The sequence below is a fragment of the Bacillus cereus group sp. BfR-BA-01383 genome (assembly GCF_022663495.1).
GTDB classification, from domain to species: domain Bacteria; phylum Bacillota; class Bacilli; order Bacillales; family Bacillaceae_G; genus Bacillus_A; species Bacillus_A cereus_AU.
In genome coordinates this window covers 73118-90701 of the sequence record NZ_JAKUFP010000004.1, presented here as the reverse complement: position 1 = coordinate 90701, position 17584 = coordinate 73118, and the positions used below count along the sequence as shown (strand labels likewise).

The following is a 17584-nucleotide window of genomic DNA, read 5'->3' as shown; positions in this document are numbered from 1 at the left end:
AAACAAAACGGACAAACTAAATTACTTATGAGTTTGTCCGTTTACCTTTTAGTAACAACGGGGGAGTATGGAAACAAAATGTGTATATAGTCAAAAACGATTTAAAGTTATTCTTTATTTTTTACTTTGATTAGATAGTTCAACAGATTTTTGCGTACAACGCTGCATAGCTGAAATGATGGCTGTTCGTAAGCCTTTTTCCTCTAATGTTGCTACAGCTTCTATTGTCGTTCCGCCTGGAGAACAAACCATATCTTTCAATGCACCTGGATGTATTCCTGTTTCTAGTACCATTTTTGCAGAGCCTAATACAGCTTGAGCTGCGAATTTATATGCTTGATTTCTTGGCATGCCATCTAGTACAGCAGCATCTGCCATCGCTTCTATAATCATGTATACATATGCTGGTGAAGAACCACTTACAGATGTTACAACATCCATTAATTTTTCGCTTACGATCTCTGTTTGACCAAAACTATTAAAAATGTTTAGTACATCCTCTAAATCTTTTTCTGTCACCATTTCATTGGGACATAACGCAGACATTCCTTCGCCAACAAGAGCAGGTGTATTAGGCATCACTCGTACAACTTTTAACTTTTTACCAAAGGAATCCTCAGTACTTTTAATACTTTTTCCTGCAGCGATCGTTACGATGATAACGTCGTTTTGTATCACTTCTTTTATTTCGCTAATTACTGATGAGTAAAGGTCGGGTTTGATTGATAAAATCAAAATATCAGCATTTTTAGCTACTTCAGTGTTGTCAATAGTTGTAGTTAATCCATATTTATCACTGGCATTTTTTAAATTAATAGTGTTTAAATCTGAACAAATGATTTTATTTGAAGACACTATATTATTGTTTATCATCCCGCCAATGATAGCCATCCCCATGTTTCCGCATCCGATGAATCCAATTTGTTTGTCCATAATAACTCGATTTTGCTCCTTTTATAATAAATTATATCAGTTAGACATTATTATCTTGGAATAATAATATCCTCTCCATGCAATATAAAGAAACATTCTAAGAGAATATACTCCTTTTTGCAATAGTAAAAGATAAAAATGAATAATATTAGACATTAAGTAAGGACATACACTATAATTTAATATTTTGTGTGATATACATTGGCATGGAGAATAACAACATATGTTATCAATCATATAAATGACAGGGGGGCCTTTTTAAGGTTTTATGTTTATGTATATGAGCATAGTTATATCAACTTTTTCTAGATGTGGTGATGTTCATCCAGTATGTTCATAATTTCATACACGAAACTTATCGTACTACTCATTTTTCAAAATACCTCTTGACACAAAAATAAACTATATCGCATAATATAAAAAAATTAGATTGAAAATCGTTGAAGGGAAATAGTACATATGTCTTCTTGCGAAAGAGAGTGGAATTCACCGGCTGAAAGATTCCTCGTATAGAATGTATCGAACCTATCCCTGAGTCTTAAATGAAAGTTTAGGCGTTCGCCTGCGTTATAGGCGCCAAGTGGATATCTATGTATATCAATTAAGGTGGTACCGCGGAACAATGACCGTTTCGTCCTTTTTATTTTATTAAGGGCGAAGCGGTCATTTTTATTTTGCTCTTAAATACTTAGGTGCAGCATTGATGAGAACAGACATAGCTGCAAACTGAATGAATAGAAGTGTAATTTATAAAAAACTTTGATTTTAGACTTGGGGGGTACAAAAATGAAAAAACAACGAATTGTTGTAAAGATTGGGAGCAGTTCCTTGGCAGCTAGTCATGGAGGCATCTCTAAAGAACAGCTTTCAGATCACGTTGCCGCATTGGCAAGACTGAAAGAAGAAGGTCACGAGGTTTTGTTAATTACATCTGGAGCCGTCGCTGCAGGTTTTTCTGCTCTAGGCTATCCTAGTAGACCTGTGACAATAAAAGGGAAACAGGCTGCAGCAGCTGTCGGACAAAGTTTGTTAATGCAGGCGTACACGGAGGAATTCCGTAAATATGGTATCGTTACTGCGCAACTTTTACTAACGAGAAGTGATTTTTCTAGAAAAGAACAATACAGTAATGCGTACGCTACTTTAGGAGAGTTACTAAACCGTTCCGCTCTTCCTATCATCAATGAAAATGATTCCATTTCTTTAGAGGAGCTGACGTTTGGTGATAATGATATGCTATCAGCTTTAGTAAGCGGACTTGTGTCGGCAGATATGCTCATGATTTTTACGGATGTGAACGGTTTATATGACCAAAATCCTCAGAAAAATGCGGATGCGAAAAAATATTATTTCCTCCCTGAAGTAACGGAAGAAATTGCTTCTCTTGCAGGAGATGCTGGCTCAAAACTCGGGACTGGCGGTATGAAATCAAAAATTGATGCTGCAAAAATGGCACTATCTCTTGGTGTGAGTGTATTTATCGGAACAGGACATGGACAAGAGAAATTTTTAGATGTTTTGAAGGGGAAAGGTGATGGAACATATATCGGTAATGCCCCTCAAAAAGTGATTAAGATGAACAAGCAATGGATCGCCTTACATTCGCTTGTTAGCGGACAAATTGAAATAGATGCGGGGGCAGCTACTGCCATCATTCAGCATGGAAAAAGTCTTCTCCCTGCTGGGGTTACGAATGTTGCAGGATTTTTCCAAGTGGGCGAAGTTGTGGAGGTAATCACGCAACAAGGGCGCGTAATAGGAAAAGGACAATGCACATATAGTGCAGAGGAACTAAGAGATTTAAAAGGTATGCAGAGCCAAGATATTCAAGCAAGAGGCGAAAGGCATAGTTATGAAGTCATTCATAGGGATTATTGGGTTTCATTTTAAGGATAGAGAGAGCTCTAATTTTAATAGGCAGGAAAGATTTAGATACTGGTGTTAAACGGCTCTCAAACTGTAACCTTTAAAAAGGAGGAAATAAAAATGAATGAAGTGTTAGCAAAAGGTAAAACAGCAAAAGAAATTGCTAGAGAACTTGTGCTTAAATCTACAGACCAAAAAAACGAAGCACTTGCCGCAATTGCGAATCAATTGATAGTAGAAACAGCTTATATTTTAGAGGAAAACAAACGAGACATCGAAGAAGGTAAGGCAAAAGGATTTTCTGATTCTCTCCTTGATCGCCTTATGCTGAACGAGCAGCGTATTATTGATATGGCTGAGGGGATTAAGCAGCTAATTGATTTACGTGATCCGGTTGGAGAATGTGTAAGTGCATGGGAACGACCAAATGGACTATCTATTCAGGAGATGCGCGTACCACTTGGTGTTGTCGGAATGATTTACGAGGCAAGACCGAATGTAACTGTGGATGCTGCTACAATTTGTTTGAAAACAGGAAACGCAGTAATATTGCGTGGTAGTTCTTCTGCTATTCATTCTAATAAAGCGATCGTTGCTGTAATTCACCGAGCGCTCAAACAAACGAGCTTGCCTAAAGAAAGCGTACAGCTCATAGAAGATACAACGCGAGATAGTGCGAAGCAGTTGTTTACATTAAATGACTACTTGGATGTTCTTATTCCAAGAGGTGGCAAGCAGTTAATCGATACTGTAGTAAGAGAAGCGTCTGTTCCAGTACTTGAAACAGGTGCGGGAAATTGTCATGTTTTTATTGATGAAACAGCGGATAAACAAATGGCATTTGATATTATTATAAACGCAAAAACGCAGCGTCCATCTGTATGTAATGCAATTGAAACGATTATACTTCATGAAAATTGGGCGCAGCAATTTGGTAGCGAATTGTTTTCTTCCTTGAAGGAAAGAGGCGTGGAGATACGTGGCGATAAGAACGCATTAGCAATGGATTCTTCTATTATACTTGCTACAGAAGAAGACTGGGAAACAGAGTTTTTATCTCTCACTTTAGCAGTGAAAGTGGTTTCTTCTGTTGAAGAAGCGATTTATCACATAAATACGTATGGATCTATGCATTCCGAAGCGATTATTACAGAGAACGAGGAAAATGTCAGCAAATTTTTCACTTCTGTTGATGCGGCAGCACTTTATCATAATGCATCAACTCGTTTTACAGATGGATCTGAATTTGGATTCGGAGCAGAAATTGGTATCAGTACACAAAAGCTACACGTAAGGGGACCAATGGGGCTTCCTGCATTGACTTCCACAAAATATGTGATACGTGGAAATGGACAGATTCGAAAATAAGAATGATAAAAGAAGAAGTAATAATGTGAAGACACCCAATTTAGTTTGGGTGTCTTTTGTTATGAAAACGAAGCGAGTATTTATTTACCACACAAAAAGCCCAACAAGCATAGCGCTTAATAAAGAAACAGCCATCCCGCTCACAAGAAGTTTCCAAACATTTTTACCGATTATTGCTGATTTTTCCCCGCCAAATAATGAATTGAAAGTTCCGTAAATCATACCTACTGTACTAAAGTTAGCAAAAGAAGCTAGAAACGTTGTTGCAACGGCAATCGTATGAGGTTGTAAAGACTTTAAATTTGATTTTAAATCCATCATGGCAACAAATTCATTCGTTGTTATTTTGATCCCCATTAATTCAGCTACATACATAGCATCTTTTCCTGATAAACCGAGTAAAAAAGCGAAAGGACTAAAGATAATGGAGAAGATTTTTTGAATTGTTAAACCTGTTACGAAAAAGCTTAAAATCCCATTTAAACATGCTGTTAATGCTACATATCCAATTACCATAGCTAAAATAACGATAACCATATTCATCCCGACTAACATACTGTTTGAAATAGTAGAAAAGAAATCTTTTTTTTCATGTTTTGAAGGTGAATAAATAACATCTTCTTCTTGCGTAACTTCTATAGGATTTAAAACATTGGCTAAAATTAATGCGTTAATACAGTTTAAAGGAATAGCACTGAAAATATATGTTGCTGGAACCATTGATAGATAAGCACCAAGAATGGATCCGCTGACGCTACTCATACTCATAATTCCAAAAGTCAACAAACGATTTTCTTTTAACACAGATAATTGATCACGAACAACCGCAAGTGCTTCCGTGTTTCCTAAAAACATCATTTGAATGGAAAAGAAGCTTTCTAACTTTGGTAAACGAGAAATCTTTGAAATAACTGCACCTACTTTATCAATAATCCAAGTTAAGATTCCGAAATACGAAAGAATATCGAAAAAAGTAATAACAAAAATGATAGGAAGTAACGCGCTAAAGAAGAAATCAATGTGTTGATTTTCCATAGCTGAAGGAAATGCAAATCGAATACCTTCATTTGCACAAGATAGTAGCCAACTGAAAAATGACGCGATTTTATTAATGATAATACTGCCGAGCTTCGTGCCTAACATAAACCATGTAATAAAAAGTTCCAATATTATTAGAATAACGATTGGTCTCCATTTTATTTTTCTTTTATTAGGCGAACATAGGAAAACAAATAATATGACAATGAAAATCCCTAACATATTTAATATAAAATGCATGTCAACAACTCCTTGAGGTTTATTATTTGTATATAAAAAAGCCTCTATTCTTCCAAATTTGGATTGTTATCAGAAGTTATGAAGAATGTAAATTATGTTTGGGATCAATTTATTTCAATTAATGTACTAAAAATTAATGTTTATTCGCTTTATAAAGTTATTTATTAGTAATGTAAAGCAACAAAATAAATCTATTGCCGGAATGAAGGACAACTAATACCTGCATCCATTTTTAAATTGTTTAGGTGAAATACCAGTATGCTTTTTAAAGACCTTTGTAAAATGACTTTGGTCGTGAAAATTTAGTAATGTAGAAATTTCGGATATAGAATGTCTCGTATAAGTCATTAACTTTTTTGACTCATCCACTTTAGCGCGCTGAATATAGTCATTTAGAGAAATTCCAACTTCTTTTTTGAAAAGGGAAGATAGATAACTAGGGTTTAATGTGACTATTTCTGCAAGGATATTTAGTGTAATATCACCATAAAGATGAGTGAATATATAATTTTGACATACGTTTATAGGTTTTGAATGTTGCTGCATTGTACCATTTTTGACACGTTCTGCAAACTCGAGTAAAGCATTCTCCAAAAAAGGGGGAATAGCTTCATTTTTATGTATTTCTTCAAGTTTTTGTATAAATAAATCACTAAGAGTATATGCGATTTCAGGGAAAAGTCCTCCTTCTATAGCAGATCTAGTTGCAAGTGTAATGGCTGCAATGGCGGAGTTCTTTTGGCTTCGAAGGTGACTTGTCTTTGATAACACCCCAAGCTCTCCTGATTCAGGTAATCTCCTTAGATTTTTAATTAAATCCTCCTTTTTCCCTTGCTTTATACACTCAAATATTTTCCTCTCAGCTAGTGGATCGATATGAGTTAATGTACTTTGTCGTTGTTCCGATATATGTATATCAGGCTGTTCAATTTCAAAATCATTCTTTTTTAACAGTATATTTTTTTGCAAAATATCAGCAACATCTAATTTTTGTTGATACAGCATGTAATAAAGTACTAAACTTATATTTAAAAAACTCAAATTATTTAATACGGGTAGAGAACGATAATATCGAATCATTTCTTCTTTGTCTATTTTTAGTTGAAGATCATTAACAATTCCTTTAATTGATGTTTCTGTTAGCCTGGAATAAAGGACTGGTCCAACAATGATATTACCACTAATTTGGTCGTTCAAACGCAGATTAATTGCGAAAAAATTTTCGAGAAAGGCAGTCTCTTCTAGTGATGGAAAAGTATAGGGAGGCTGTTCCTTAAATAGTTCATTAAGTATCGCCTCTTTTGAAGAATACATAGGGTTATGCTGAATATTGGACGAGATTTCAAATACTAAATCTCCTTTGTTATTAAGAAAATAGATAGGTGTTTTATGTATGTCAAAGACTAGTTTACAAATATAATATAAATCCTCTAGTTTGGAGCAATTCATTATTTTAACCTCTATCCTTTAAAAATTAGCTAAATTTTTTACAAGTATTCTAAAAAATATACCATAATATCTAAAAAATAATAATTATAATAACCTTAAGAAAGCGTTTACTTAATTATTTTTAGGAGGGCTACCATGAAAAGGGATATTAAGAAAATCATTTCACAAATGACATTAGAAGAAAAGGCAAGTCTATGTTCTGGATTAGACTTTTGGAATACAAAAGGGATTGAGCGATTAGGAATTCCTTCTATTATGGTAACTGATGGGCCACATGGGCTTAGAAAACAGGCAGAAGGAGCAGATCACTTAGGGATTTATAACAGTATTCCATCGACTTGTTTCCCATCAGCAGTAGGATTAGCAAGTACATGGAATAAAGACTTAATAAATGAAGTAGGAGTTGCGCTAGGAGAAGAATGTCAGGCGGAAAATGTAGGTGTTCTCCTTGGGCCAGGTGCAAATATTAAACGTTCGCCGCTATGCGGAAGAAACTTTGAATATTTTTCAGAGGATCCGTATTTATCATCACAAATGGCTGTAAATCATGTTAAAGGCGTACAAAGCCAAGGAATTGGAACATCATTAAAACATTTCGCTGCTAATAATCAAGAGCATCGCAGAATGTCTGTAGATACAATTGTTGATGAAAGAACATTGCGTGAAATCTATCTTGCTAGTTTTGAAGATGTTATTAAGGAAGCACAGCCTTGGACAGTAATGTGTGCTTACAACAAAGTAAATGGTGAATATGCTTCGGAAAATAAATATCTGTTAAATGATATTTTAAAAGATGAATGGGGATTTGAGGGCTTTGTCGTATCTGATTGGGGCGCAGTAAATGAGCGTGTCGCAAGTTTAGCGAACGGTTTGGAGTTAGAAATGCCTTCAAGCTTTGGAATTGGTGAGAAGAAAATTATTGAAGCAATTAATTGTGGTAAGCTATGTGTAGAAAAGCTTGACCAAGCAGTTGAGCGTCTTCTTTACATTATTTTTAAAGCCGCTGATAACCAATTAGAAAACGCTATGTATAGTAAGGACGAGCATCATCAGCTTGCAAGAGAAGTTGCAAGTGAAAGTATGGTTATGTTAAAAAATGAAGATTCCATCCTTCCATTGAAAAAAGAGGGAACGGTAGCAGTAATTGGAGGATTTGCAAAGCAACCACGTTATCAAGGCGGTGGAAGTTCTCATATTAATCCAACAAAGCTTGAAAGTATTCTCGAAGAAATTGAAACGGTATCAGGTGAAAAAACGAACATATTGTTTGCCAAAGGTTATGATATTGCAAGTGATGATGTAAATGAAAGCATGGTTAATGAAGCGAAAAAAATAGCAGAGCGAGCAGATACAGCGGTCCTTTTCGTTGGACTTCCAGATCGTTATGAATCTGAAGGCTTTGATCGAAAACATTTACAGATGCCAGAAAATCACGTGCAATTAATTGAGGCTATTGCTGAAGTTCAAAGTAATATCGTTGTAGTTTTAAGTAACGGTGCACCAATTGAAATGCCTTGGATAGGTAAAGTAAAAGGAATACTTGAAGGCTATTTAGGTGGTCAAGCATTAGGCGGAGCGATTGCTGATTTATTATTTGGTGATGCGAACCCAAGCGGAAAATTAGCGGAAACATTCCCGAAAGTTTTAAGCGATAACCCTTCTTACTTAAACTTCCCTGGTGAAGGTGACAAAGTGGAATACAAAGAAGGCGTGTTCGTAGGATACCGTTATTACGATACGAAAAATATTGAACCATTGTTCCCATTTGGTTTTGGATTAAGCTATACAAACTTTGAGTATAGTAATCTTTCAATTAATAAGAAAGAAATAAAGGATATAGAGACTGTTTCTGTAAGTGTAAACGTGAAAAATATTGGTAGTACAGCAGGTAAAGAAATTGTTCAGCTTTATATAAAAGATGTTGAAAGCACAATGATTCGTCCTGAAAAAGAACTAAAAGGATTTGAAAAAGTGGAATTGCAGCCGGGAGAAGAAAAAATGGTTAGCTTTACTTTAAATAAAAGATCATTTGCTTATTATAATGTTGAATTGAAAGATTGGCATGTTGAAACAGGTGAATTCGAAATTTTAGTAGGAAAGTCTTCAAGAGAGATAATTTTACATGATAGCATATATGTTCAATCAACGACTATAATCCGAAAACCAGTACATCGTAATACTTTACTAGGGGACATATTTGCGGACCAAGTTTTAGCACCAATTGCAAAAGAGCTTATAGAAAAGGCATTAAAAGACAGCCCGTTTGGTAGTATGGCTGAAGGGGATAGTGATACTTCTGAAATGATGGGTGCTATGCTAAACTACATGCCGTTACGAGCGTTAGTGAACTTTAGCGCAGGTGCTTTTACAGAAGAAATGTTAAGTGGAATAATTGTGCTATTAAATGATGCGCAGATGAATCGATAAGTGGTGAATGAATTTTAATTACGATCAAAAAATTTATAATCAATAAAAAACGTAGTTTACAACTAAACTACGTTTTTTTGCGTTCAATGAATTATTGAATTTAAAGGATTGTAAGTATAAAAAGTTTAAAATTCTAAAAAAATAGAAGGTTTAGTTCGAAAAAAATAGAATTCAATACATAGCAAACAAGGAGGGGATAAAATGGAAGTCTTTCACGTAACGAGTAGAAAAAGGGAAACATACAACATTCAAATGAAGTATTCGATACTTTTCGAATGTGCACTTGGCATTGCGGCAATTACTCATAAGAGGTTAATAGACACGCTCGAAAAATCTCAAAGCGAATGGGAAGAAATTAGGGAATCATTAACAAAAGAGATGAGAGAACATTTACAGTTTGTCGAAGAACATAATACGTGGAAAGCGTTGCTACAGTTATTGTATGAAGGGGATTTTCAAGACTTATCGCAGTTTAATGCTAAAATTGATTCGCTTTCAGAAGAAGAGTTGAAGTATATATGTTTACCATTTTTAGGAGAAAAGTATCAAGAAACAAGACGATTAGCGGCAAGGGGAGACGTATGTGCAATACACGAACTAAAGGAACTAACACATGACCATCAGTTTTTCGCTACGTATATTGGCTTTATATGTGATGTAGATGTACAAGAACTAAAAAATCACTTAATCGCTGTAATGACAGGATGGTATGAGAGTGTTATTAAAAAAGAGGAGGAAGAAATTCTTTCTATATTAGAGCGAGACTATGAAGCAAAGAATGAAATGAATAAAAAGATGAAACCAGAAGAGTTTGTCGAGTGGGCCACTGGTGGAGTGAACTATATGCCAGAACCAAGTGTTCATCACGTACTTCTTATCCCGCAAATGACGTACAGACCGTGGAATATAGAAGCTGATATTGAAGATACGAAAGTATTTCATTATCCAGTTGCGAACGAAAGCATACATCCTGAAGATCCATATGGACCAAATTATTTTTTAGTTCAAAAACATAAGGCTCTTGGGGATGAAGCGAGATTACGCATTGTAAAAATGTTGTTTGAAAAAGAACGCACATTGCAGGAAATAACGGAAAGATTGCAACTTGGTAAATCGACAGTACATCATCATTTGAAACTGTTACGTGCAGCTAAGCTAGTTGATATACACGATGGAAAATATGTATTGAGGAAGAAAGCAGTGCAGTCGTTAGCGAAAGAATTAGAAGCGTTTTTGAATAGATAATATACAACGAGAATGTACATAAAGGGAGGAATTTAATAGAAAAGTTGGTGAGTTATAGTGAAAAGCGTATTGAAAAATCGTTCGTTCTTTTTTATGTGGATTGGTAGCGCGATTTCAGAATTAGGTGGGGCTTTCGGAACGTTATGTAATTCCATTCTTGTATATGAGTTAATAGGATCGAAAACGGCGTTAAGCAGTATGTGGTTATTATATTTTATCCCGTCTCTCATACTACAACTAATAAGTGGCCCATTCATAGATAAATGGAGCCGAAAGTGGATTATGATTTTTTCACAATGGATACGGGCAACTGTTTTCTTACTACCTTTAATCATGCTAATTAGTAGCAGTATAGAAGTTTGGCACGTGTATGTCGTTCAAATCATAATCGGGCTCATTACGCCGCTTTATACACCCGCAAGTCAAGCAATCACACCGAGCATTGTAAGTAAAGAGCACCTTCAAGATGCAAATGGGTATATTGATGGAATGACTCGCCTTATGATGTTTCTTGCGCCAGTATTAGGTGGTATCGTTATTAAATTCATTGGGCTCAAATTAACGATATTTTTTGTTTGCGTTTGTTTATTTATAAGTGGAGGTTTGTTATTTTTTATAAAAGAAGCAAGGGTAAAACAAGAACTAAGAAAAACGTGGCTTGAACAGTTTCTTCACGGTTTTACATATTTTTTTACAAAACCAACAATCGTTTGGCTAGGGGTCTTCCTTACTTTCGTGCAATTCGGAGTAGGAGTAACGATGGTCACAAACCTTCCTTATATAAAAGATGAGCTGTCAGCGGGATATGCAGAGTACGGTTACTTCCTGGCAGGATTCCCACTTGGTTATGTAGTTGGATCCATGTTAGTTGGAAAAGTAATATATAAAAGTCGGCGCATACTTATGCTGGGAGGATTGTTTGTAGGAGGGCTCACATACATTTCTCTAGGGTTTAATCATAGCATTATCATTGCGATAATAATTGAAGTAATAGCAGGTATTTGCATTGCATTTTTCAATATTCATAACACGACGATATGCCAACAATCAGTCCAAAGCAATATGATAGGAAAAGTATTTTCAGTGCGATTATTTTTCATACGATCCGCTATGCCCTTAGGTGTGTTATTAGGAGGAATACTGAGTGAAATGTGGGGAGTGAGAGTATTATACCTTATCATCGGTTCGATTATATGTGTCACTTCTTTAATCGGGATAGTACTTCCGTATTTTAAATTTTTAGATGAGCCGATTGAAGGGAAATCTGCATAATTCTAAAAACTTAAAATTTTATAATTGAAAATAATTATCATAATCAATTATAATAAAAGAATACTAGTATTCGTATTACAAAGAAGGAGTGGGAAATATGTTTATCGAAACGAAGACATTTACAGTAAAAGAAGGTACATCAAATATAGTTGTAGAACATTTCACTGGAGAAGGTATTATTGAAAAATTTGAAGGCTTCATCGACTTAAGTGTTCTCGTGAAAAAAGTAAGACGCGGAGACGAAGAAGTAGTCGTAATGATTCGCTGGGAATCTGAAGAAGCTTGGAAAAACTGGGAAACGAGTGAAGAACATTTAGCTGGACATAGAGCAAGCCGTGGTAAACCAAAACCAGATCATATCATTAACGTTGAACATGGTGTTTATTATGTGAAATCATCGAAAGCGGCTTATCAGCAGTCGTAAAATATAAGTAGAGGATACATGTTGTAGAAGCTAACATGTATCCTCTTTTTTAGTACTGGGAGAATAGGAATGATAGAAAGTTTTTCATTCATTACAAATGTTTCATTGAAAAAACGTTCTAGACGATAAAAAAAAGTATTAGACTATTAAAAAATGAACACTTGAATACACCCCTTTAACATTCAGGTGTTATTAATATGGGGCAATATATTATCGTATAACCCTTGTTTAAAAGGAGATGAGTGAATGAAGTTGAATCATTTGAATCTATGTGTTGATGATTTATCAGAAGCGAGACATTTCTTTGAAACATTTTTTGATTTTCAATTTTTGGAGCAAAAGGGAAAGGCACTTGTAGTAATGAGTGATGAGAGTGGATTTATACTTGTGCTAAGTGATCCAAAAGCATTTAAGGGGAATAAGGAAGTTATGTATCCGGAAGCTTTTCATATTGGTTTTTTGGTGGAAACTTCAAGTGAAGTTGATCAAGCATATAATCGTTTAGTAGCTGGAGGCATTGAAATAGACAAGGAACCTTATACAATGAGAGGTAGTAGTTATGGTTTTTATTTTTCAGTATTTAATGGCTTGTTAATTGAAGTTTCTTGTCTTGATTATAGAGAAGGTAAGAAAGTTTCAAAACATAATGATGCTCATCAAGATTAATTGTTTGAATGGGTCTGTTATCATTTGAATAATTTCTTTAATGGAACACCAAAGTAGAAAAGAAGCGTCTTTTAGTCAAAAATTCGACTTAAGAGACAGCTTCTATTTTTATTAATCCAACCGAATTTCAAATTCAAGTACAGCTTGATCTTTCATAAACGGCATACTTCGGTCTTTAAATCGTAAGCTTATTCCAGATAGATTATCAGGAAGAACTGGAGATACAACGAAATGATGACTCATATGTCCATCTGTGCCGCCACTACCTTCTGACCAGCAATCGTATGTATCATTTATTGATAATTGAAAGAAATTATGAGGCTTATCTTCATTAAAAACTTCATTCGTGGAATCCCAATCGCTAAACAAATAAACTACACTAGCATTTGAGTATTGACGAATAAAGGTAACAGTATACATGATGCCTTTATGTTCATAGGTTTTAAAAACAGGTATATGTTTTAGAAACTTAGCTGGTTCAACGCGAGGTTTAAATTCTTCTTCGTCCATCATGGAAGAGAATAATGAATTTATATAATCTGGATACAATCCGTATTGCTTCGCCCAATTATAAATTGCTTCATCATGTGGAAAGCCTGGATTCCCATTTGAAAGTTCTTTTCGTTCTTTTAATAGGGCGCAAATTTTTTCATCGATTGAGTATAAGCGTTCATCATAATGATCGGTAGGGCGTTCAAAAGTCATTCGTTGCATAATCATTCCGCCTTTTCTATAGTTTAACAAAAAAGACAGACTAATATATAGTCTGTCTTTTTACATTAATTCTTCACATCACCATAAAGTTCCAGCGCCTCTTTCACATTCAATCCATTCTTCACAATACCATGTATCGCTTGAATCATCGCAGCTGGATGTTCGGATTGCCATATGTTTCGGCCCATGTCTACGCCGATGGCACCTTCTTGCAGCGCATTGTACGTAATGTTTAATGCGTCTTCGATTGAATCTAGTTTCGGTCCGCCGGCGATGACGACTGGTGCAGGGCATGTGCTCGTAATTTTTTCGAATCCTTCGCAGTAGTACGTTTTAATAATGTCAGCGCCCATTTCAACACATACGCGAGAAGCAAGTGCTAGAAATCGAGCTTCACGTTTTTGTAGTTCTTTTGCGACTGCGGTAATACCGAGAACTGGCAGGCCGTAATCGTGAGCTTCTGAAACTACGTTTGCGAGATTCGTAACGGTTTGTGTTTCATAGTCTGATCCGACGAAAACAGAAACGCCGACGCCAATTGCGTTTTGTTTAACCGCTTCTTTTACAGGTGTAACAATTGTTTCATTCGCTAAATCTTTACCAATGACAGTAGCTCCGCCTGATACACGCATTACCATCGGTGTGTTGCAGTTTTCAGGAATACAAGAGCTAAGTACACCGCGCGTTAAAAAGAGGGAGTCTGTATAAGGAAGCAAGTTTTTAACTGTCTCAAGTGGTTGTTCTAGTCCGTGAATTGGTCCTAAGAAATAGCCGTGGTCTATCGCTAACATTACCGCTCTACCATCAGGTAAAATTGTATTTAATCGATTTTTAAATCCCCAAGTCATTAGGAATCACTCCTTCGTTAATGTTGGATTTTTCGTTTGTACAGTATCTTTATTTGGTAAATGTGGTGACTTTATAAAAACAGCTTTAAAAGGTTTGTCAGAATGGTTAATAAGATAGTGAGATTCATGAGGGCGAACTTGCAGGACATCGCCTTGTTTAATTGGAACTCTTTCATTATTTACATAGAAATCTATTTCACCTTCTAATGCATAAAAAACTTCTTCACATGTTGTATGAAAATGGTTTTGAAATTCTTGTCCAGGCTGGATTACGACAAGGCCTAAATCAATATTTGGACCTTGTATTAAATATTTTGGTCCGTTATCACCGAAACGATAGGAGAAGTCATTTTCATTCACTTTCAGCATACATTTCACTCCTTTATCCCGAATTAACGGGCAGTAAAACTTCCATCTTAAAATTTGGCTGGAGCAAAGAAGTTAGGTGGGAGATCAACTGCCCGTAAACGCCCGATTGGTTCAACTAATAATCAGTGGGGGGGGAACAAAACCCCCACTGATTAAAGTTTCACTTTATGTAATGTGTTACAGAGCACCTGGTGCAATCCACATATGTGATGTGAGTCCTTTATCGGCTAAAGCGAGCTGACTGTCATACACAGTTTTCCATGTTTCATAGAACTCCTTATATAGTTCGTGATTTTCAGTAATTGGCTCGAATATGTTTTCCCACTGTACAAACTGTATAGCGGTTTCTTCCATAGAATTATATATTCCAGCGCCAACTCCGGCAGCAATTGCAGTTCCTAAAGCAGCTGCTTCTTTTACTACTGGTACTTTTACAGGAATGCCGAGTACGTCTGATAGAATTTGTGGCCATAGTTTTCCTTTAGCGGCACCCCCAGCAAAAATGACTTCGGAAGGGAACGTACCTGTAATATTTTCAATTAGTTTTAAGTTGCCAAGTGTAACGAAGGCGGCATTTTCTTCAATAGCGCGGAACAATTCTTTTTTACCGCATTTGTCAGCGTCTAAACTTAAATTTAAAAAAGAAGGTGCGGCATGACGCCAAGAAATGTAGTTCATGACGTTTGAAAAAGTAGGGATAATGCCATGTGATCCGACCGGAACATCTTTCGCTTGTTCTTCTAATAATTCATATGCATCTACACCGAGTTTTTCAGCAAGTTTCTTTTCTTCTTGGCAAAAAGCATCTCGAAACCAGCGCATAACAAGACCAGGGAAAAAGGCGATCGTTTCATATTGCCATAAGTTCGGAACGACGTGACAATTCACACGAATTGCAGCTTGTGGATCCGTTATCGGCTCTGTAATATTCACTTCTTGTTGCCAAAAACTGCCCCCGCATATGAATGTTTGATTTGACTTAACAACTCCAGTTCCGAGTGATGCCATTTGTGCATCACCGCCGCCAGCGACGACAGGAATCCCTTCCCGTAAACCAGTTAATACGGAACACTCTTTCGTAACATTACCGATTACAGTGCCAGCTTCATTTACTTTTGGTGAAAAAGGCAGAGTTAAACCACACTCCTTAGCGACATCGTTATCCCAAACTCTATTTTGTAAGTCAAAAATACCGGATGTACACCCGTTGGAAGAATCGATTTGTAGTACGCCGCTTAATTTATATAAAATCCAATCATTTAGCATCGTAAAAGAATGAATATTGCTATAGACTTCGGGTTCATGTTTTTTAATCCAAAGTAGACGAGGTAAAGCGCCTAATGAAAAGGTTTGCCCAGATCTTTTATATAAATCTTCCTCAAGATGTGAGCGGATTTCTTTTAGTTCGCTAACTTCAGCGGATGCACGCCCATCAACATTTGCACAGGTCCATATTTCTTGCCCGTTTTTATCGTATAGAACAAAACCTTCACGCATACTTGTAGCGCTAATAGCTTGAATAGAAGAGGGAGATATATTACTTTTCTGCATAACTTCTTTCGTGCACTGTTGTACAAGCTGCCAGTTTTCTTTTACATCAAAATTCATAGAGCCTGGGTAACGAGAGTCAGATTTATGAATCCATTCTTTTTGACTTACAGCAATTTGATTGCCATGTAAATCAAAAAGAACTGCTCGAATGCTTCCTGTACCAGCATCGAAAGCTAATAAAGTAGACATTAAGAATCACCGTCCTTTCGTAATAAAGAGAGCGCTGTTTCTTCATCAGTAATTAATGTATGAATAAACTTCCCTTTTAAAGCCCCATAAATGGCGTCTATCTTATGAATGCCTCCAGCAACACCAACGATATGATTCATATTGCGCAAAATAGAGAGAGGCGTGCCAATTAGGCGGTTGTGATGCGGAAGATTTAATAAATTTCCATTCGTATTATAAAACTGTCCTAAAATATCGCCAACACCGTGTTGGCTACGAATATATGTCATTTCACGTAGCGTTAATTTTTCTTCTTTCACAATAGTGGCATCTTGAGATAAACCGCCAATACCGACAACTGCCGTTTGAGCAAGTGAAGCAACATGAAGCATATCTTTCACACTCGGTTCTGATAGAATGCTTTGTGCCATTTCAGTTGTAGATGCTAGAAACGGCGTAGGGATAATGTGAAGATCGCCTTGCATGTAGTGTAAATAGTTTTGTTTTCTCGGGAGATAGTGATTTACTCCGCCTGTTAGTGTTACGATTGAAAGGTTTATAGAACTTTCAAAATGAATGTTTTCTAGCATTTTGCTAATTGTTTTTCCCCAGCCAATACCGAGTAAATCTCCTTGCTGGAGCTGGGTTTCTAAATATTGTGCAGCAGCTTTTCCGAGAGAAGCGGCATAATCGTCTATTGGAGTAGGGATAATGAAAGCATCTTTTAAATGGAATTTTTTCATTAGGTCACGTTCAATGCTTAAACAGTGTAAACCAGTTCCTTTTATGTGAAATGTCACGATACCTTCACTGCGTGCTTTATCTAATAACCGAACCACTTTATTTCTTGAAATGTGAAGAAGTGAGGCGATCTCTTGTTGTGTTAATTGATCTTTATAATAGTACCAAGCTACTTTTGTTAATAAATTTTCTTCAAAGTTCAGCTGTGACATACTCTTCATCCCTTTCAACAATTGACCAATGCTTAAACATATGTGCCGTATAT

15 protein-coding genes and 1 other annotated feature are annotated in these 17584 nt (G+C 36.0%); of the genes, 7 read left to right on the top strand and 8 right to left on the bottom strand.

The features are described from left to right. Positions 1 to 114: 114 nt before the first annotated feature. The gene (gene proC / locus MR065_RS05940; protein ID WP_242212858.1) at positions 115 to 933 is read right to left on the bottom strand and encodes a pyrroline-5-carboxylate reductase; all 819 of its coding nucleotides are present in this window, start codon (positions 931 to 933) and stop codon (positions 115 to 117) included. Positions 934 to 1364: 431 nt separating this feature from the next. After that, positions 1365 to 1575 (top strand) — a binding site (T-box leader). A 144-nt stretch (positions 1576 to 1719) separates the two neighbouring features. Here proC and proB point away from each other — a divergent pair. Continuing rightward, on the top strand, positions 1720 to 2823 hold the full coding sequence (proB, locus tag MR065_RS05935) for a glutamate 5-kinase (RefSeq protein WP_242212857.1): 1104 nt from the start codon (positions 1720 to 1722) through the stop codon (positions 2821 to 2823). A gap of 96 nt (positions 2824 to 2919) precedes the next feature. Then, positions 2920 to 4167 (top strand): glutamate-5-semialdehyde dehydrogenase, encoded by a 1248-nt coding sequence (locus MR065_RS05930; protein WP_242212856.1) that lies wholly within the window; start codon positions 2920 to 2922, stop codon positions 4165 to 4167. Between the two features lie 84 nt (positions 4168 to 4251). Here the strand turns inward: MR065_RS05930 and MR065_RS05925 are convergent, their stop codons facing one another. Beyond that, positions 4252 to 5445 carry a NupC/NupG family nucleoside CNT transporter gene (locus tag MR065_RS05925; protein ID WP_242212855.1) on the bottom strand — a complete coding sequence of 398 codons (1194 nt, stop codon included), beginning with the start codon at positions 5443 to 5445 and terminating at the stop codon, positions 4252 to 4254. Between the two features lie 213 nt (positions 5446 to 5658). Then, positions 5659 to 6894: a helix-turn-helix domain-containing protein gene (locus MR065_RS05920; protein WP_242212854.1), complete on the bottom strand. Its 1236-nt coding sequence runs from the start codon at positions 6892 to 6894 to the stop codon at positions 5659 to 5661. Between the two features lie 135 nt (positions 6895 to 7029). On the opposite strand from MR065_RS05920, the gene MR065_RS05915 reads away from it, so the two are divergent. The 5 genes from MR065_RS05915 to MR065_RS05895 all read left to right on the top strand — a co-directional run bounded on the left by MR065_RS05915 (position 7030) and on the right by MR065_RS05895 (position 12928). Continuing rightward, positions 7030 to 9321 carry a glycoside hydrolase family 3 C-terminal domain-containing protein gene (locus MR065_RS05915; protein ID WP_242212853.1) on the top strand — a complete coding sequence of 764 codons (2292 nt, stop codon included), beginning with the start codon at positions 7030 to 7032 and terminating at the stop codon, positions 9319 to 9321. Between the two features lie 201 nt (positions 9322 to 9522). Next, positions 9523 to 10566, top strand: coding sequence for an ArsR/SmtB family transcription factor (locus MR065_RS05910; RefSeq protein WP_242212852.1), 1044 nt, complete (start codon positions 9523 to 9525; stop codon positions 10564 to 10566). A 57-nt stretch (positions 10567 to 10623) separates the two neighbouring features. Further along, the gene (locus tag MR065_RS05905) at positions 10624 to 11838 is read left to right on the top strand and encodes an MFS transporter (RefSeq protein ID WP_242212851.1); all 1215 of its coding nucleotides are present in this window, start codon (positions 10624 to 10626) and stop codon (positions 11836 to 11838) included. 97 nt (positions 11839 to 11935) lie between these two features. Continuing rightward, the gene (gene hmoA / locus MR065_RS05900; protein WP_071711829.1) at positions 11936 to 12262 is read left to right on the top strand and encodes a heme-degrading monooxygenase HmoA; all 327 of its coding nucleotides are present in this window, start codon (positions 11936 to 11938) and stop codon (positions 12260 to 12262) included. Positions 12263 to 12508: 246 nt separating this feature from the next. After that, positions 12509 to 12928, top strand: a complete 420-nt coding sequence (locus tag MR065_RS05895) for a VOC family protein (protein ID WP_097903823.1) — start codon at positions 12509 to 12511, stop codon at positions 12926 to 12928. A 111-nt stretch (positions 12929 to 13039) separates the two neighbouring features. Here MR065_RS05895 and MR065_RS05890 read toward each other — a convergent pair whose 3' ends face one another. From MR065_RS05890 to MR065_RS05870, 5 genes are all read right to left on the bottom strand, one after another. After that, positions 13040 to 13642: a hypothetical protein gene (locus tag MR065_RS05890; protein WP_242212850.1), complete on the bottom strand. Its 603-nt coding sequence runs from the start codon at positions 13640 to 13642 to the stop codon at positions 13040 to 13042. 65 nt (positions 13643 to 13707) lie between these two features. After that, positions 13708 to 14490, bottom strand: coding sequence for a 3-hydroxy-5-phosphonooxypentane-2,4-dione thiolase (gene lsrF / locus MR065_RS05885; RefSeq protein ID WP_242212849.1), 783 nt, complete (start codon positions 14488 to 14490; stop codon positions 13708 to 13710). 6 nt (positions 14491 to 14496) lie between these two features. Beyond that, positions 14497 to 14859: a cupin domain-containing protein gene (locus tag MR065_RS05880; protein ID WP_098991775.1), complete on the bottom strand. Its 363-nt coding sequence runs from the start codon at positions 14857 to 14859 to the stop codon at positions 14497 to 14499. 177 nt (positions 14860 to 15036) lie between these two features. Then, positions 15037 to 16599 carry an autoinducer-2 kinase gene (gene lsrK, locus MR065_RS05875; protein ID WP_242212848.1) on the bottom strand — a complete coding sequence of 521 codons (1563 nt, stop codon included), beginning with the start codon at positions 16597 to 16599 and terminating at the stop codon, positions 15037 to 15039. Continuing rightward, the gene (locus MR065_RS05870; RefSeq protein WP_242212846.1) at positions 16599 to 17549 is read right to left on the bottom strand and encodes a sugar-binding transcriptional regulator; all 951 of its coding nucleotides are present in this window, start codon (positions 17547 to 17549) and stop codon (positions 16599 to 16601) included. Before MR065_RS05870 ends, lsrK begins: the two co-directional genes overlap by 1 nt. Positions 17550 to 17584: the final 35 nt, after the last annotated feature.

Bases quoted from the DNA above. Each gene is read 5' to 3' on its own strand.
- MR065_RS05925 (WP_242212855.1), bottom strand. From the start codon at position 5,445: ATGCATTTTATATTAAATATGTTAGGGATTTTCATTGTCATATTATTT.
- proB (WP_242212857.1), top strand. From the start codon at position 1,720: ATGAAAAAACAACGAATTGTTGTAAAGATTGGGAGCAGTTCCTTGGCA.
- MR065_RS05930 (WP_242212856.1), top strand. From the start codon at position 2,920: ATGAATGAAGTGTTAGCAAAAGGTAAAACAGCAAAAGAAATTGCTAGA.
- MR065_RS05895 (WP_097903823.1), top strand. From the start codon at position 12,509: ATGAAGTTGAATCATTTGAATCTATGTGTTGATGATTTATCAGAAGCG.
- proC (WP_242212858.1), bottom strand. From the start codon at position 933: ATGGACAAACAAATTGGATTCATCGGATGCGGAAACATGGGGATGGCT.
- lsrF (WP_242212849.1), bottom strand. From the start codon at position 14,490: ATGACTTGGGGATTTAAAAATCGATTAAATACAATTTTACCTGATGGT.
- lsrK (WP_242212848.1), bottom strand. From the start codon at position 16,599: ATGTCTACTTTATTAGCTTTCGATGCTGGTACAGGAAGCATTCGAGCA.
- hmoA (WP_071711829.1), top strand. From the start codon at position 11,936: ATGTTTATCGAAACGAAGACATTTACAGTAAAAGAAGGTACATCAAAT.
- MR065_RS05890 (WP_242212850.1), bottom strand. From the start codon at position 13,642: ATGCAACGAATGACTTTTGAACGCCCTACCGATCATTATGATGAACGC.
- MR065_RS05915 (WP_242212853.1), top strand. From the start codon at position 7,030: ATGAAAAGGGATATTAAGAAAATCATTTCACAAATGACATTAGAAGAA.
- MR065_RS05920 (WP_242212854.1), bottom strand. From the start codon at position 6,894: ATGAATTGCTCCAAACTAGAGGATTTATATTATATTTGTAAACTAGTC.
- MR065_RS05910 (WP_242212852.1), top strand. From the start codon at position 9,523: ATGGAAGTCTTTCACGTAACGAGTAGAAAAAGGGAAACATACAACATT.
- MR065_RS05880 (WP_098991775.1), bottom strand. From the start codon at position 14,859: ATGCTGAAAGTGAATGAAAATGACTTCTCCTATCGTTTCGGTGATAAC.